The organism is Bradyrhizobium sp. 2S1 (genome assembly GCF_011516625.5).
GTDB classification, from domain to species: Bacteria; Pseudomonadota; Alphaproteobacteria; order Rhizobiales; family Xanthobacteraceae; genus Bradyrhizobium; species Bradyrhizobium septentrionale.
This window is the reverse complement of record NZ_CP147717.1, coordinates 6271886-6288357: the sequence shown is the minus strand read 5'-3', so window position 1 is coordinate 6288357 and position 16472 is coordinate 6271886. Positions and strand designations below refer to the sequence as shown.

The window sequence follows — 16472 nt, the reverse complement described above, 5'->3', positions numbered from 1 at the left end:
CCTCACGAAATCGTCAACCCGGCCCTCCGGCCGCTCCGGAGCCCCGGGAATAAAGCCCCGGCACCACTGATCACCTACCCGGAAACCCAATCCCTGGGGACCACGGGAGACTTGCCATGAGCGGACACGATCACGACCATCACGATGAGGAAAAAGGCGTCAGCCGACGCAAGGTGCTGGAATGCATGACCTGGGCCGGCACCGGCGTGCTGTGGACCGTCACCGGCGGCGTGCCGCATTCGCTCGGCATCATCGGCTCGGCGCAGGCTGCAGAGCCCACCGGCATGACCTTCATGCAGATCAGCGACAGCCATGTCGGCTTCGACAAGCCGGCCAACCCGAACGCGATCGGCACCTTGGAAGAGGCCATCAACAAGGTCCGGGCGATGCAGGTCAAGCCGTCCTTCATGATCCACACCGGCGACATCACGCATCTGTCGAAGGCGTCCGAATTCGATGACGCCGATCGCATCATCTCGCAGGCCAAGCTCGACGTGCATTACGTGCCGGGCGAGCACGACTTCATCGACGAGGAGGTCAAGCTCTACAAGGAGCGCTACGGCCGCGGCACCAAGGGTCCGGGCTACTATTCGTTCGATGCCGGCGGCGTGCATTTCATCGGCCTTGTCAACGTCGTCGATCTCAAGGGCGGCGGCCTCGGCAATCTCGGCAACGAGCAGCTGGAATGGCTGGAGAACGACCTCAAGGGCCGTTCGAAGTCGACGCCAATCGTGCTGTTCGCCCACATCCCGCTGTGGACGGTCTATCCGCAATGGGGCTGGGGCACCGAGGATGGCGCCCGCGCGCTCGAATACGTCAAGGGCTTCGGCTCGGTCACCGTGCTCAACGGCCACATCCACCAGGTGATGCAGAAGGTCGAGGGCAACGTCACCTTCCACACCGCGCGCTCGACCGCCTTCCCGCAGCCGGCGCCCGGTTCCGCGCCCTCGCCCGGCCCGATGAAGGTCGAGGATGCCAAGCTGCGCAGCATGCTCGGCGTCGCCAGCATCAACTTCAAGCAGAACAGCCAGCCGCTGGCCATCATCGACACGCCGCTGCAGGGTTGAGGGAAGAGAGCGATGAGTTCGATCAATCGACGCGACTTCGGTATAGCCGTGGTCGCGACCATGCTGCTGCCGGTCACGGCGGCCCGCGCCGAAGACACCGCGGTCCACATCGACAACTTTTCGTTCACGCCGAACCCGCTCGACGTGAAGGTCGGCACCACCGTGACCTGGACCAACCGCGACGACATCCCGCACACCGTGGTGTGTGCGGGCAAATTCCGCTCCAAGACCATGGATACCGACGGCACCTTCTCGTTCACCTTCACGGAAGCCGGTGAGTACAAGTATTTCTGCTCGCTGCATCCGCACATGACAGGCAGTATCAAGGTTGGGTAACGTGACCAGCCATACAATCACAGCCATGCCCGGCCGGTGGCCCTCCGCCCCCGGCCGGGTACAAGCCGTCTCTCGATATGCCGGGCAGGACACGATGGTTGTCAAAGCGTCGCAAGACGATCCCGAGAAGGCACGGCGCTGCCGTATCTCGACGACGCCTATACGCTGGCGCGCTACCTGCTGCGCGATGCCGCCGACGCCGAAGATGCGGTGCAGGAATGCTATCTGCGCGCCTACAAGCATTTCGACAGCTACCGGGGACCTGCCATGAAGCCGTGGCTGTTCGCGATCCTGCGCAATGTCTGCCGCGCCGAATATGCAAGGCGCAAGACCGCCCCCACCGCGGTCGAGGAGCTGCCCGAAGGCGGCGAGCAGACCCCGCTGTGGAGCGAAGCTCCGGAGACACCGGAAAAGCAGCTGCTGCGCCGTTTCGACGGCGATACCGTGCGCAAGCTGGTCGCGGCGCTCGCCGAGCCGTTTCGCGAGACCTTTGTGCTCAGGGAAATCCAGAATCTTTCATACCGCGAGATCGCCGATGTCGCCGCGGTGCCGGTCGGCACCGTGATGTCGCGCCTCGCGCGCGCCCGCGCCATGCTGCGATCGGCCTGGCTTGCGGAACAGGAGCAAGTGAAATGACCTGCGAGGAAGCCGAAGTGCTGGTCCACGCGCTGATCGACGGCGAACTCGACGCCGGCCATGCACGCGACGTGGAAGCCCATATCGAGGGTTGCGCGCATTGCGCCGTCCTGATGAAGGAGTATCAGGAGATCCGCCAGGCGATCGCCGAGAGCGACGTGCGCTACAAGGCGCCGCTCGAGCTGCGCCGCAAGATCGAGAAGGCATTGCCGCAGCCGCAGGTGCAGGCGGCGCCGAGCCGGCGCTCGGTGCTGCGCGGCTTCGCTCTCGGCTCCGCGGTATCGGCGATGGCCGCGACCGGCCTTGTCGCGGTCGTGCTGCGCAATGACGACGAGCAGCGCATCGAGAGCGAGGTGGTGTCGGCGCATCTGCGCTCGCTGCAGGCCGGCCACCTCACCGACGTGATCTCGACCGATCAGCACACGGTCAAGCCCTGGTTCAATGGCAAGCTCGACGTCTCGCCACCGGTGATCGACCTCACCGCGCAGGGCTTCACCCTGATCGGCGGCCGGCTCGACTACGTCAACACCCGCGAGATCGGCGCCGTGGTCTACAAGCGGCGCCAGCACGTCATCAACCTGTTCGTGGCGCAGACCGCGAACACCGAACGGCACCCGGCGAAGATCTCGACGTTGCAAGGCTTCAACATCCGCCGCTGGAGCGACCGCGGCCTGAACTACTGGGCGGTCAGCGACCTCGGCGCCGACGAGCTGACCGAATTCGGCGACAAGTTCGAGAGCGCGATGCGCGCCAACAAGGAGGGATGATTTGTAGGGTGGACTAGGGCCTGTTTGGATTCCGGATTCTCATCCTGGCTTGGTTGTGATTCAAGCTTGGGATGGACCGATTCGTTTTGACTGATGCCCAATGGGCGAAGATGGAGCCGCTTTGTCTTGGCAAGCCGGGTGATCCCGGCCGGAGCGGCAATAACAACCGGCTGTTTGTCGAAGCCGTGCTGTGGATTGCGCGCACGGGCAGTCCGTGGCGCGATCTGCCGCGCGCCTTCGGCAACTGGATAACCGTGTACACGCGCTTCCGCGACTGGGCCAAGGCGGGCGTCTGGAAGCGCATGTTTGATGCGGTCTCGGACGAGCCGGACATGGAGTACGTCATGGTTGATGCCACCATCGTCAAAGTCCACCGCCACGGACAGGGCGCAAAAGGGGGACGCAAAACCAGGCGATCGGCCGCTCGAAAGGCGGAATGACCACCAAAATCCTGGCACTGACCGACGCGCTCGGCAATCTCCTGCGTTTCGTGCTGCTGCCAGGACAGCGCTTCGACACGGTCGGCGTCCCGCCGTTGATCGAAGGGCTGACCTTCGATGCGATGATCGCCGACAAGGCGTTCGACAGCAACGCCATCATTGCCGACCTCGACGCACGCGGCGCCAAGGTCGTCATCTCCCAGCACCCGCGGCGCGCAAAACCTCTCGCCATCGACGCGGAAATCTACAAATGGCGACATCTGATCGAAAATTTCTTCTGCAAGCTCAAGGAATTCAAGCGGATCGCCATGCGAGCCGACAAAACAGATATCAGCTTCGAAGCCATGATCAATCTCACCGCCGCTGTGATAAATTCAAGATGAATCCAAACAGGCCCTAGCCGGAGGCGTAATCCACCAAATTTCTCGCGCGCGATGGCGGGTTACGGCTTCGCCTAACCCGCCCTACGCAGCTCGCAATGACCGATGAGTCAGCTTCAGGCTTACGCCGACTTGCGCACCGCGTTGTCGACCAGCGTCTTGCCGAGCGACCAGATCGCGCCGGGCACCTTGTGGCTGCCGGCGATCACCTCGTCGAACGACTTCTCGATCCAGGCGCAATCCTGTTCGGTGATGACGAGCGGCGGCAACAGCTTGATGGTGTGGAGGCCGTGGCCCGCGACCTGGGTCAGGATCTTGTGATCCTTGAACAGCGGCACCGTGATGAGCTGGCAGAACAGACCCTTGTTGGCGGTCTCCAGCAGGTTCCACGACGCCTTCAGGCGCAGCGATTTCGGCGGCCCGAACTCGACGCCGATCATCAGGCCCTTGCCGCGGACTTCCTTCATCAATTCGTATCCCGGCACCATGCGGGTCAGCGCCAGGCGGAGCTCGGCGCCGCGCTTGGCGGCGTTCTCGACGAGCTTCTCGGCCTTGATGACGTCGAGCGTGGCAATGCCGGCGGCCATCGCCAGATCGTTCTTGGCGAAGGTCGAACCGTGCACGACCGCGCGGTCCATCTGGTTGAAAATCTTGTCGAAGATGTTCTTGCGCGTCAGCAGCGCGCCGATCGGCACGTGACCACCGGAGAGCGCCTTCGCCAGCAACACCATGTCGGGCTCGATGCCCCAGTGCTCGACCGCGAGGAACTTTCCGGTGCGGCCGATGCCGGTCTGGATTTCGTCGGCGATGAACAGCGTGCCGTATTTGCGGCACAGCGCCAGCGCGCCGGGCAGGAACTCGTCAGTGGGCATGTTGACGCCCTTGCCCTGGATCGGCTCGACGATGAATGCGCCGACCTGGCGCGATGACAGCGCTTTCTCCAGCGCCTCGAGATCGTTGTAGGGTATCGGGGTGCAGCCCGGCAGCAGCGGCTCGAAGCCGCTGCGGAAATTCGAATCATCGGTCAGCGACAGCGCGCCGTAGGACAGGCCATGGAACGAATGCCCGCAATAGACGATGCCGGGACGGCCGGTGGCGCCGCGCGCGAACTTGATCGCGGCTTCGACGGTTTCGGCGCCGGAATTAGCAAAAAACACCTTGTCCAGATATGGAACATATTCCAGAAGCCGTTCCGCGAGCACGCCGGCGAGCGTGGAGACGTCGAGCTGCACCAGATTCGGCAGATCGGCGTCGAGCACGCTCTTCAGCGCCTTGCGCAGGTCCGGATGATTACGACCGACCGCAAAAACGCCAAATCCGCTCAATAAATCTAGGTAACGAGCCCCCTGACGATCGAAGAGGTATTGGCCTTGCCCCTTCTGGAAGCCGACGTCGTAGCCGATGGTCTTGAGGACGCGAACGAGCTGCTCGTTGAGGTGACGCGTGTGCATGGCACCGCGCTGCCCCTCCCGCTCCACAAAAATCTCGGAAACGTCTAAATTGGAACTTACCATTCGTTACATACGTCGGTTGATGGCCATCTCGTCAACTTAAAACGCTCGCTCGCGGCGTTTTGACCCCCGCTCGGATCGTCCAGTTAAGCACAGGTTTGGACCATGTTGCACTGCCCAAGAACTTTCGCGCGTACAATAGCCTTTTCAGGTTTATTTTTGGCCACCGTATTATCACCGGCACTTGCTGCGGACCCCACCGGCGACTGGAAGGTCGCAGACGGTGTCGCAACCATCCGCGTCGCCCAGTGTAATGGCAACATGTGGGGTGCGGTGTCCTGGGAAAAAACCCCCGGCGGCAAGGATAAGAACAATCCTGATCCCGCGAAGCAGAGCCGGCCGACACTCGGCATGCCGATCCTGATCGACATGAAGAAGAAGGCCGGCGTCGATGCGTGGGAAGGTCAGGTCTACAACGCCAAGGATGGCCAGCTCTACAGCTCGACCATCAAGCCCGTCGGCACCGATCAGCTCGAGATCCAGGGCTGCGTGCTCGGCTTCCTGTGCGGCGGCGAGACCTGGACCCGCGTCAGTCCGCCGATCCCGGTCAGCGTCGCCGGCAACCCTGCTGCGAAGGGCGCCCTGCCCAAAACGGCAGCACCGCAGACTCCGAAAACCACCGGCGTCGTGGCGCCTGCCACCAAGCCGGCTCAAAAGCAGGCGGTCAACCCGCCAGCCAACGCCAATGCGTCGGCCGACCTCGTGGGCGATATCTGCCTGCTCCCGGACATCGCAAAGCCGACGCGTTAACGAAGGCGCGCTGACCACACCGTGAAGCGGTGTAGTCGAGCGCGAGAGCACAGGTCGCTTCTCGCGCGCGCCGGGACGACCGGCTCGCTGCGTCCTGAATTCAGGCCTCGGCGGCGCTTGCCACCGAAGCCTGATCGAAAGCGGACCGCCAGGGCGTCAGATGACGAAGACGTCAGGTGACGTCGTTGGCGATATCCTCCTCCTTGCCGACCTCGCGCGGCTTGCCCATCAGCGCCGGCTGGAACAGCAACACCGCCGCGAGCGTGGTGACCAGCGACAGCGCAAGCAGCTTGCCCATGCTCGCGGTGCCGGGATGGCTGGACAGCCACAGGCTGCCGAACGCGGTCGCCGTGGTCAGCGCGCTGAAAAAGATCGCGCGCGTCAGGCTCGACTGCAGCAGATTCGTTCTGCCCTGGCGCCACGCCGTGACATAGTAGATCTTGAACGCCACGCCGACGCCGAGCAGCAGCGGCAGCGCGACGATGTTGGCGAAGTTGAGCGGCAGCCCGATCAGCACGCAGATCTCCAGCGTGACGATGCCGGCGACCAGGAGCGGCACCAGCGTCAGCAGCACGTCGACGACACGGCGCAATGCCAGCCACAGCAGCACGCTGATCGCCACAAGCGCCAGAATGCCGGCGTGAATGAAGGCGTCCACGACGACATCGCCAGATTTCAGAATTGAAATCGGTCCACCGATCGCGGTCGGCTCGGCAACGAGCACAGCGTCGGCAAAGCGGCGCAGATTGTCGTTGTCGTTCGGATCGCCCTTCGGCTCCGCCTCGACGCGCATCAGGCCATCCTTGGTCTTCCAGCTCGCGACCAGTTCCGGCGGCAGGTTCTGCAGCGTGACGGTCTGGGCCTGCAGCGTGTTCTTGAGCTGGTCGAACACGATCCTCATCGGCGCGACGAACACCTCCTGCGCCTTGTCGCGGGTCGCCTGGTTCGAATCGGCAAGCTTCTGCAGCGCGTCGGCCAGCCGGCGCGCCGCAACCGCACCCGGCCCCTTGTTGTCGCCGGCGGTCCTGCGCAGGCTGTCGACCGAGCTCTTTAGCGACTCGACATTCTCCTGATCTGACGGCGCCGGATCGACCGAGTCGGGGTTGAGCGCGGGGCCGAGCGTCTTGGCCGCCTGCGCGATCAGCTTCAGCTTGGCTGGCTGGTCGTCCGGCACGAAACTGTCGAGCGACATCACGCGCGACACTTCCGGCAGCTTCTCGAGCTTGGCCTCGATCTTCTTGGCGTCGGCTTCCGAGCGCGTCATCACATTGATGGCGTTGGCGCCGGTGTTCGGATCCTTGCGCAGGTCGAGGAAGGTCGCGATCGATTCCACCTTCGCACTGCGCAGGTTGATCGGATTGAAGTCGAACTTCATCCAGTGGAGCAGCGGCAGACCGGCGACGGAGATCAAGATCGTGCCGACGATGATCGGGATGCGGTGCTTCTCCAGGAAGTGGTCGAGGGGCGCCAGGAAGGCATAGCCAACCGGCTCCTTCTCGCCGGGCGGGTTGAGCAGATCGAGCAGCGCCGGCAGCACCGTGATGCTGGTGAGGAATGCGATCAACATGCCGGCGCCGGCGATCTTGCCGAGCTCGGAGATGCCCCTGTAGTCGGTCGGCAGGAAACAGAGGAAGCCGGCGGCGGTGGCCATCGCCGCAAGCGACAGCGGCACCGCCGAGCGGCGCGCCGCGTTCTCAAGTGCCAGCGTGAGATTATCGTTCTTGAAGCGCTCGGAGCGGTAGCGAACGCTGAACTGGATGCCGAAGTCGACGCCGAGACCGATGAACAGGACCGCGAAGGCAATCGAGAGCAGGTTCAGCGATCCGACCATCATCAAGCCGACCGCCGTGGTGAGCGCAAGGCCGATGAACAGGTTCACGAACACGGCGAAGATGATCTTGCCGGAATGCAGCGCCAGCCAGAGGATGACCAGCACGATCACCACGGTGCCGATGCCGTTGGTGATCGCGCCGTCCTGCACGGTGGCGTACTCCTCGTTGGCGATCGGCACGGGTCCGGTCAGGCGGACGCGCGCGTGATATTCGGTCGGGAATTTCAGATCGGCGGCCGCCTGCCGGATCGCATCGGTTGCGGCCTTGCCCGGCTCCAGCGCCGAATAGTCGATGATCGGCTTGACCTCGATGAAGGCGCGCTTGTCCGAATCGGTCAGCGGCGTGTCGCTGGTGAGCTCGCGCCAGGAGAAGGTCGCGTTGCCCTTGGCGAGGACGGTCTCGATGGTCTGGGAGATCAGGTTGAAGGGAGGAGCGGCATTGTCGAGCTTGACCTGCCCGCGCTTGACGCCGGCAAGGCCGGTCTCGAGCGCGCCGGTCAGCCCGCGAATCGAAGGATCGCCCGCCATGATCTCGATCAGCGGCGCGGCCGATCCGAGCTGTCCGGTGACCTTGCCGACCTCTTCGGTGGGCAGGAACAGCAAGCCGTTCTTCTCGAAGAACTCGCCGGAGCCGAGCGCGGTGATCGCCTCGAAGTTCTTCTTGTCGGCCTGCAGCTTCGCGGTGAGCGCCTTCGCGGCCGAGCTGGTCAGCTCCGGCGTCGCGGCCTCGACCACGGCCAGGATCAGGCGCTCGCGATCAAACGCCTCCTCGAACTGGTTGTCGCGCTTGCGCCAATCCAGATCGGGCGAGATCAGCTTGTTGATGTCGGTGTTGATCGAGAAGTTGCGGGCCGTATAGAAGCCGGCGCCGATCGACAGCAGCACAGCAAGAATCACAACCGGAAGGGCAAAACGCGTACAGGTTCGAACAACGGAGACGACAATATTTGTCAGCACTTCGTTTCTTTCTAATCTCGGGGAAGCATGGCCGAAAACGCTCGCTCTGTAGCGGAGTTCCCGGGACCGATCTAATGTTGTTTTGGTTACCTTCCTCGACGCGATGGCGAGGAGGTTCCAAACGACAGGGAACGGCCACGAGTGGCCGGTATAAACCGCATCAGAGGGCGATAAAGTGACGAACAAGTGAGGGGGACGGAGGGTCGCAGGGGCCGGAATCCACACCATATTACCTCATACACCCTCCTGGTTGACCGCCCACCCGCGCGAGGCGCTACCTTTTTGCCACAAAAGCCTGTATTTCCATGCGCTTGGGGCACGGATCCCGTGCAGGACCTGTGATGGTGCGGACATTGCAACTGACGTTGCGGCGTCCGACGTGTGGAGTGCGTTGCCGAAACGGCCGCAGGGCATTGAATGAGATTGGTGCAATTTGCGTAGCGAAAGTCCGATGGAAGTTTTTCTTGCTCAGCCGCGCGGCTTCTGTGCGGGCGTGGTGCGCGCGATCGAGATCGTCGAACGCGCGCTGCAGAAGTATGGCCCGCCGGTCTATGTCCGCCACGAGATCGTTCACAACAAATACGTGGTCGAAAGCCTGAAGAAGAAGGGCGCGATCTTCGTCGAGGACCTGTCGGAAGTGCCGGCCAAAGCCGTGACCGTCTTCAGCGCCCATGGCGTGGCGAGGAGCGTCGAGCAGGAGGCCGCCGAGCGCGACCTGCCCGTGCTCAATGCCACCTGCCCGCTTGTGACGAAGGTCCACAACCAGGGCAAACGCTATATCTCGAAGGGCCGCGCCCTGATCCTGATCGGGCATGCCGGCCACCCCGAGGTCGAGGGCACCATGGGGCAGGTTCCAGGGCCGGTCCTGCTGGTCCAGAGCGTGCAGGATGTGGCAGAACTGAGGCTACCGACCGACGCCCCGGTCGCCTACATCACCCAGACCACGTTGTCCGTGGACGACACCAGGGACATAATCGCGGCCCTTCAGGCAAAATTTACAGATATTCAAGGCCCGGACATCAGGGATATCTGCTATGCGACACAGAACCGCCAATCTGCGGTAAGGGACCTAAGCAAGCTGCTGGACGTCATTTTGGTGGTGGGGGCCGCCAATAGTTCCAACTCGAACAGGCTTCGCGAAATCGGCACCGAGGTCGGCGTCGCGAGTTATCTGATTGCCGATGGGAGCGAGCTCAACCCGGATTGGCTGAAGGATGCGAAGGCCGTCGGCATCACCGCGGGCGCTTCAGCGCCCGAAGTTTTGGTCGACGATGTGATCGAGGCCCTGCGGCGCATCGGACCGGTGTCGGTCTCGGTCGTTCCGGGCCGCGAAGAGAATATCGAATTCCGGCTGCCGGCCGAACTGACTGCGGGCTGATCTGAACCCACTTCCCTTTGATAAGTGCAGAAAGAAAATCGTCTAATGGCTATACCGTTCTTCAAGGAAATGCGTATCGGCGGTTATCTGATCAAGCAGAAGCTGCTTGGCCGCAAACGCTATCCGCTCGTGCTGATGCTGGAACCCCTGTTCCGTTGCAACCTCGCCTGCGTCGGCTGTGGCAAGATCGACTATCCGGATGCGATCCTCAATCGCCGCATGACTGCGCAAGAATGCTGGGACGCAGCCGATGAATGCGGCGCGCCGATGGTGGCAATTCCCGGCGGCGAGCCGCTGATCCACAAGGAGATCGGCGAGATCGTGCGCGGCCTCGTCGCGCGCAAGAAGTTCGTCTCGCTGTGCACCAACGCGCTGCTGCTCGAGAAGAAGCTCGATCTGTTCGAGCCGTCGCCCTACCTGTTCTTCTCGGTGCATCTCGACGGCCTGAAGGATCATCACGACAAGGCGGTGTCGCAGAAGGGCGTGTTCGATCGCGCCGTCTCCGCGATCAAGGCGGCGAAGGCGCGCGGCTTTACGGTCAACGTCAACGCCACCATCTTCGACGGCCATCCGGCCGAGGAGATCGCAAAGTTCCTCGACTTCACCACCGAGCTCGGCGTCGGCGTCTCGATGTCGCCGGGTTACGCCTATGAGCGTGCGCCCGACCAGGAGCACTTCCTGAACCGCACCAAGACCAAGAAGCTGTTCCGCGACGTCTTTGCGCTCGGCAAGGGCAAGAAGTGGAACTTCATGCATTCCGGCCTGTTCCTCGACTTCCTCGCCGGCAACCAGGAATACGAGTGCACGCCTTGGGGTATGCCGGCGCGCAACATCTTCGGCTGGCAGAAGCCCTGCTATCTGCTTGGTGAAGGCTACGCCAAGACCTTCAAGGAGCTGATGGACACCACCGATTGGGAGACCTACGGCACCGGCAAGTATGAGAAGTGCGCCGACTGCATGGCGCATTGCGGCTACGAGCCGACCGCGGCGACCGCTGCGATCAACAATCCGCTGAAGGCGATGTGGGTGGCACTGCGCGGCATCAGGACGACCGGCCCGATGGCGCCCGAGATCGACATGTCGAAGCAGCGTCCGGCGCAGTACATCTTCGCCGAGCAGGTCCAGAAGAAGCTCTCGGATATCCGCCGCGACGAGGCCGCGGCTGCCGCCGCCAAGCAGCAGCAGAAGGCTTCCACCGCCGCCTAAGGCTTTGTGTGAGCAGAATGATGAAAGGCCTCGGTTCAGCGAACCGGGGCCTTTTTTCGATCAGGAGACCGCCTGCTCTTCCCGGCTACTCCGTCGAAGCACCTTCTCGATCTCTGCCGCGCGCGGTGCGCTGAGTGTGCCGCGCTCGATCCCGAGCGGGACATTGCGCAGGGCCAGTTCGCGATACAGCGCGCCCGAGGGAGGAAAGCGCTCGTCCAGGGCTCGGAGGTGCTTGAGGATCGTTCCAACGTCGCCGCGCGCCACGCAGCCGCCCATGCCGTTGGCGAGGCCACCGTCGAGAACGGCCGCGACCGTCCCGCGCAACAGCGGCATCATCGCACGCAGCGCGTCGGCCTCGCTGGCGCCAAAGCTCTTCCAGAGCTCGACGCCCTCCTTGAGCAGCGCGATCAGGAACGGACCGACATAATAGGCCGAAGCATGATAGAGCGCCCGCACGCCGGCCGGCAGCGCCAACGGTTCGCAGCCGATGCTGACAGCGAGATGTTCGAGGTCGCGCCTGAAGTCGGGTTCTGCCTCGATGCCGACGGTGCATCCGCGCAATCCCTCGAGCGCGACGTCGGGATTTGCAAACATCTGCATTGGATGAAATCCGCCGGTTGATGCGCCCGCGGCTTTCGCATGATCGAGCGCCGCCAGCTCGGTCGCGCCGCTGCAATGGACCACGCGGTGACGCGGCTCCCAGCGCAAATCGCGGCAGACCGGCAGGATCGCGTCATCGCTCACCGTCAGGAAAACCATATCGCAGCTGTCCACGACCTGCTGCGCGTGCGTCATCGACCGCGCCGACGGCACGCGGGATCCGAGCTGCTGCGCGGCATCACGGCCGCGGTTGTAGAAGGCCGCAACGTTCAGATCCGCGCCGGCGAACGCCGGCGCGAGCGTTTGCGCGACGCGGCCGGCGCCGATGAAGCCGATCCGCAGCGCTGCCAGCGACGTGCTCATTGCGCATAGCTCCCGTCGATGCGGTCGAGCCGGCGCCGCAACGCCGGCCATTCCAGCAGGCCGTAACCGGCCTGCAGGTTTTGCGCTGTTTCATTCAACACCGGATTGGTGTCGCGCTCGTTGTCGAGCGTGATCTCGGTGCCGGCGAAGCAGGTCACCGTGTTGTCGATCGCGAGTTCGGTCGGCGCGTGCAGCGGCCGGCCGCAGCCAAGCGCATCGACCTGGATCCGGCACGCCTGCTCCAGCCAGTAGATCGCGTTGAACGCCTGCTGAATCGTGTTGCCGCAGACCAAGAGGCCATGATTGCGCAACACCAGTACATTGTTGCGGCCGAGATCGGCGACGACCCGATCGCATTCGTCGCGATCGATCGCCGGCCCCTCAAAATCGTGATAGCCGATCCGCCCGTGAAACCGCATCGCCGTCTGCGACAGTGGAAGCAGCCCCTCGGCCAACGCGCTGACCGCCGTGCCCGCCCTGGTGTGGGTATGCAGGACGCACTTCACGTCAGGCCGCGCGCGATGGATCGGGGCATGCAGATAGAAACCGGCGACGTTGACGTTGTAGCCGTGGTCGGGCTGCAGCAGGGTGCGGCCCTCGATGTCGATCTTGACGAGGCTCGACGCCGTGATTTCCTCGTACAGCATGCCGTAGGGATTGATCAGGTACTGATCGTCATGCCCCGGGATTTGCGCGCTGATGTGGTTGTAGATCAGGTCGGTCATTCCATAGAGCGCGACCAGACGGTAGCACGCCGCGAGATCGACCCGTGTCGCCCATTCCTCTTCGCCCACAACGGCCCTGATGTCGTTGACGGCACAAACTTCGCTCTGACGCATGTGACTGGGCTTCCCTAGTGACGGATGACGGAGGCGCGCGCGACGATACGGCTGAGGCCGTCCGACGATGGCAGCGTGCCGAACACGTGCATGCCGTCCGCGCCAAGCCTGGATTGCACGAACAGATCGGCGGCAGCCGCGTCGCCATGCCGCAACATCTCGGCAGCCTGCAACGCATGCGCCATGCGGGTGACCAGCGCCCGCGCATGCCCGTCGTCCGGATAGCGCGCACACAGTCGATCGGCGAGATCGTCCGTGCTCCTGTCATAGGTCGGGTTGAGGCCCCTGCTCGCGCGCAGTTCGTCGACGAATGCATCGCGGCAGTTTGCATCGCGTTGCATGGCCCGCAGCACGTCCATGCACATCATGTTCGAGGTGCCTTCCCAGATCGAGTTCAGCGGCGCCTCGCGATAGAGCCGCGCCATCGGGTTCTCCATGATGAAGCCGTTGCCGCCATGCACCTGCAAGCACTCGTAGGTGAACGAAGGGGCGCGCTGGCAATTCCAGAACTTCATCACTGGAGTGGCGACCCGCGCCAGCAGCCGTTCGTGCTCGCTGGTTTGCAGGCCATCGGTCGCACGCGCGACCCGGAATGCGCCAAGCATCGCCGCCTCGCTCTCGAGCGCGAGGTCGGCGAGCACGTTGCGCTGCATCGGAAGCTCGGCCATCGGCTTGCCGAACGCCGTTCGCGTTTGCGCGTGGTTCAAGGCCAGGCTCAACGCCTGCCGCATCAGGCCGGCGGAGCCGACCGCGAAGTCAAGCCTGGTCAGATGCGCATGCGAAAGGATTTCCTTAATCCCGCGTCCTTCTTCACCGACCAGGATCGACCACGTGTCGTGATATTCGATCTCGCTCGAGGCGTTGGAACGGTTGCCGCACTTGTCCTTCAGGCGCTGTATGTGGACGCGGTTGGCGCTGCCGTCCGGCAGCAGGCGCGGTACGAACAGGCAGCTGACACCGGATTGGGTCTGCGCCAGCGTGTAGAACCCATCGGCGACCGGCACCGAGAAGAACCATTTGTGGCCGGTGATCGCATAGATCTCGCCATGCGCGCCGCGCTCGACGAAGCGTGCGGTGGTCTGGGTCTCGCGCAGGTCGGAGCCGCCCTGCTTCTCGGTCATCGCGTAGCCGATGACCGCCGCACGCTTGTCCTCGATCGGGAGCCGCCGCGGATCGTAGTCCGAAGCGAGCGTTCGCTCCCGCCACAGACTGAATTGCGGCTTGCCGGAAAATCCGGCGATCGCGGCGTAAGCCATTCCCGTGGGGCAACCGACGCCGTTCTCGATCTGATTCCAGAGATAGCTCAGCGCCGCGCGGGCCAAATGTCCATGCGGTTCGCGCGTCGACCAGGCGAGGCTATGAACCTCGCTCTGGAACGCCAGCGCCATCAACTGATGCCAGGCCGGATGAAATTCGACCCAGTCATTCCGGTTACCATACCGATCATGGGTCTGGAGCTTCGGTTCGTGCTCGTTGGCAAGCCGTGCCGCGTCCTGCACGGCTTCGCTGCCGGCATGGGCCCCGAGCATAGAGAGCTTATCCTTTGCCCACGGCGCGAGCCTTGCGATCAGGCCGCTCAACGCGCGGTCATCGTCGAACGCGTTGAAGCCTGTCGCCGGCCGCGCCTGATTGCGGACTTCGTGGGTCGCAAACGAACTGGCTTTCGTTGCCGCGACGGCAACCGGCTGGACACGCGCATTCATGCGGAGACTCGCGATACAGGGGTCAATTCAGGCGTGGCGTGGCGAAACAGCATGCGCGCGGAAAGCCCGGCGATCGATTGTGCGATCGCCTTGGCCGCGTCGGAATCCGGGGCCGCTTCGGGCGCCAGAGGACCAACCAGCGCCTCCATGAAAGCGCCGGTTACGCAGGAAGCCGCGACGTTGGCGTCGATCTCGACGAACTCACCGCTGGCGATGCCGCGCCGGACCAGCCGTGCGATCTGGTCGGCCAGCGCCGCGCGGTATTTCAGGCGCGCCGCGTCGATCTCGGGTTCGCAGGGTTCGGCGATCAGCGCGTAGGCCAGACGGCGGCCGCGCATCGCGCGGACCGAGAAGGTGTAGATCGCGTCCACCAGACACTGCGACGCAGATCCTTCGGCCTCGACGATCGCGGCGACCACGGCCACCTCGCGCTCCGAAACGAGCCCCAGCACCTGCGCGTAGAGGTCCGCCTTGGAGTCGAAGTAGCGGTACACGCTGCCGGTGGCCACGCCGGCCCGTGAGGCGATCAGGGCGATCTGGGCATCCTTCCAGCCACTCAACGCCACCGCCTCCTTGGCGGCATCCAGGATGCGCGCCTTGGTTTCGACGAGTTGATTGAGGCGAACCGCAGCGATTGCCATAATGAACCTTAATTCATGAATATAGGATCATAATTCATAGTCGATCGAATGCCAGTGCTTGTCAAGCATTCGGCGGAGCCTTGAGGTCGCAGCACAGCACCAGGCGCCCCGGAGGCCGCCGGGCGTGGCCAGTGGAGACCAGCGCCACACCCTGAGGCGGCGGGAACGGGAACAGCGGGATCCCTACCCGGCTGGACAAGTCCGCGCCGAGCAACGCGCGGAGCCGGACGGCGCGGCATCAAGCCGGCTCATGAGCGACCAAAACAAAAGGCCCGATCGCGATGCGACCGGGCCTTTTTTTGAGGGTGTATCTCGGCGTCAGCGCCTCGCCGGTGGCCTGTCAGGCCTCCACCGGCACCAGCACGTCGTTGCCGAGCAGGAAGCCGCGGCAGCTGCGCAGCGAGCGCAGCGCGCGGTTGAAGTCGATACCGGTCGACACCAACGCCCGCAGCGTGCGCGGATTGCGCGCGATGCCGCTCAGCACCTTGCGCAGGTCGATGTCGCCGTTCGGCTTCACCGCGGATTTCGCAAGCTCGGGCAGCGCCCGGTGCGCGGGATCGCTGATCACACGCAGCGCGGCGAACGGAATGCCTGCCTTTGCGGCATAGGCTGCCGCGATATGGCTCTCCATATCGACCGCAGCCGCGCCCGTGATCGAGCGCAGGGCCGCCTTGCAGGCCTTCGCCGCAATCACCTCTTCTACGCCGGCAAGTCCACCACGGACGATCCTGCGGCGCTTCAGCGCGGCGCTGGCGATCATCTCCTCGTTCAGCGCGGATGCCGCCAGGAAACGGGTATCGCCGGCCATCACTTCGGTCGCGACCACGACATCGCCGGATTTCAGCGACGGGTCGAGCCCGCCGGCCACGCCGAACGAGATCACGCCGCGGAACGTCATGGGATCCAGCGTCGCCAGCAATGCACGCAGCTGCTGCGGATCGCTTGAACTGCAGATCACGATCATGCCGGGCCCTGCCGCGATGCGGGCCTCCTGCACCAATCCAGTCACAATCAATACCGGCCGAGGATCAATTCTATTGCCCACGGTCTCGGCGGCCCCCGCCTCA

General features: G+C 63.8%; 14 protein-coding genes and 1 pseudogene. 8 read left to right on the top strand and 7 right to left on the bottom strand.

Annotated features, from left to right (window positions below; all coding sequences use genetic code 11):
• Positions 1 to 116 precede the first annotated feature (116 nt).
• The 5 genes and pseudogenes from HAP54_RS29585 to HAP54_RS29565 all read left to right on the top strand — a co-directional run bounded on the left by HAP54_RS29585 (position 117) and on the right by HAP54_RS29565 (position 3629).
• Positions 117 to 1067, top strand: coding sequence for a metallophosphoesterase family protein (locus HAP54_RS29585; protein WP_029082125.1), 951 nt, complete (start codon positions 117 to 119; stop codon positions 1065 to 1067).
• Positions 1068 to 1079: 12 nt separating this feature from the next.
• Positions 1080 to 1403 carry a cupredoxin domain-containing protein gene (locus tag HAP54_RS29580; RefSeq protein ID WP_166203713.1) on the top strand — a complete coding sequence of 108 codons (324 nt, stop codon included), beginning with the start codon at positions 1080 to 1082 and terminating at the stop codon, positions 1401 to 1403.
• A 75-nt stretch (positions 1404 to 1478) separates the two neighbouring features.
• Positions 1479 to 2039 carry a sigma-70 family RNA polymerase sigma factor gene (locus tag HAP54_RS29575; protein WP_166306442.1) on the top strand — a complete coding sequence of 187 codons (561 nt, stop codon included), beginning with the start codon at positions 1479 to 1481 and terminating at the stop codon, positions 2037 to 2039.
• Positions 2036 to 2806 carry an anti-sigma factor family protein gene (locus HAP54_RS29570; protein WP_166293589.1) on the top strand — a complete coding sequence of 257 codons (771 nt, stop codon included), beginning with the start codon at positions 2036 to 2038 and terminating at the stop codon, positions 2804 to 2806. Before HAP54_RS29575 ends, HAP54_RS29570 begins: the two co-directional genes overlap by 4 nt.
• A 71-nt stretch (positions 2807 to 2877) precedes the next feature.
• A pseudogene (locus tag HAP54_RS29565) lies at positions 2878 to 3629 on the top strand (IS5 family transposase).
• Positions 3630 to 3748: 119 nt separating this feature from the next.
• Here the strand turns inward: HAP54_RS29565 and hpnO are convergent.
• A complete protein-coding gene (hpnO, locus tag HAP54_RS29560; RefSeq protein WP_166293585.1) occupies positions 3749 to 5140 on the bottom strand; it encodes an aminobacteriohopanetriol synthase HpnO in 1392 nt (463 codons plus the stop codon).
• A gap of 102 nt (positions 5141 to 5242) precedes the next feature.
• Between hpnO and HAP54_RS29555 the strand changes: the two genes are divergently transcribed.
• Positions 5243 to 5887, top strand: coding sequence for a DUF2147 domain-containing protein (locus tag HAP54_RS29555; protein WP_166293583.1), 645 nt, complete (start codon positions 5243 to 5245; stop codon positions 5885 to 5887).
• A gap of 172 nt (positions 5888 to 6059) precedes the next feature.
• Here the strand turns inward: HAP54_RS29555 and HAP54_RS29550 are convergent, their stop codons facing one another.
• The gene (locus HAP54_RS29550; RefSeq protein ID WP_166293581.1) at positions 6060 to 8675 is read right to left on the bottom strand and encodes an MMPL family transporter; all 2616 of its coding nucleotides are present in this window, start codon (positions 8673 to 8675) and stop codon (positions 6060 to 6062) included.
• A 451-nt stretch (positions 8676 to 9126) separates the two neighbouring features.
• Between HAP54_RS29550 and ispH the strand changes: the two genes are divergently transcribed.
• The gene (ispH, locus tag HAP54_RS29545) at positions 9127 to 10053 is read left to right on the top strand and encodes a 4-hydroxy-3-methylbut-2-enyl diphosphate reductase (RefSeq protein ID WP_166293579.1); all 927 of its coding nucleotides are present in this window, start codon (positions 9127 to 9129) and stop codon (positions 10051 to 10053) included.
• Between the two features lie 45 nt (positions 10054 to 10098).
• Entirely contained in the window at positions 10099 to 11259 is a 1161-nt protein-coding gene (gene hpnH, locus HAP54_RS29540) for an adenosyl-hopene transferase HpnH (protein ID WP_166293577.1), read from the top strand.
• Positions 11260 to 11319: 60 nt separating this feature from the next.
• On the opposite strand, the gene HAP54_RS29535 is transcribed toward hpnH, so the two are convergent.
• From HAP54_RS29535 to HAP54_RS29515, 5 genes are all read right to left on the bottom strand, one after another.
• Positions 11320 to 12222: a Rossmann-like and DUF2520 domain-containing protein gene (locus HAP54_RS29535; protein ID WP_166293575.1), complete on the bottom strand. Its 903-nt coding sequence runs from the start codon at positions 12220 to 12222 to the stop codon at positions 11320 to 11322.
• Entirely contained in the window at positions 12219 to 13061 is an 843-nt protein-coding gene (locus tag HAP54_RS29530; protein ID WP_166293574.1) for a class II aldolase/adducin family protein, read from the bottom strand. Before HAP54_RS29530 ends, HAP54_RS29535 begins: the two co-directional genes overlap by 4 nt.
• A 14-nt stretch (positions 13062 to 13075) precedes the next feature.
• Positions 13076 to 14764: an acyl-CoA dehydrogenase family protein gene (locus tag HAP54_RS29525; RefSeq protein ID WP_166293572.1), complete on the bottom strand. Its 1689-nt coding sequence runs from the start codon at positions 14762 to 14764 to the stop codon at positions 13076 to 13078.
• Complete coding sequence (locus tag HAP54_RS29520; protein ID WP_166293570.1) at positions 14761 to 15405, bottom strand: TetR/AcrR family transcriptional regulator; 645 nt, start codon at positions 15403 to 15405, stop codon at positions 14761 to 14763. The genes HAP54_RS29525 and HAP54_RS29520 overlap by 4 nt, the downstream gene beginning before the upstream one ends.
• A 340-nt stretch (positions 15406 to 15745) precedes the next feature.
• Positions 15746 to 16450, bottom strand: a complete 705-nt coding sequence (locus HAP54_RS29515; protein WP_166293568.1) for a phosphorylase — start codon at positions 16448 to 16450, stop codon at positions 15746 to 15748.
• Positions 16451 to 16472: the final 22 nt, after the last annotated feature.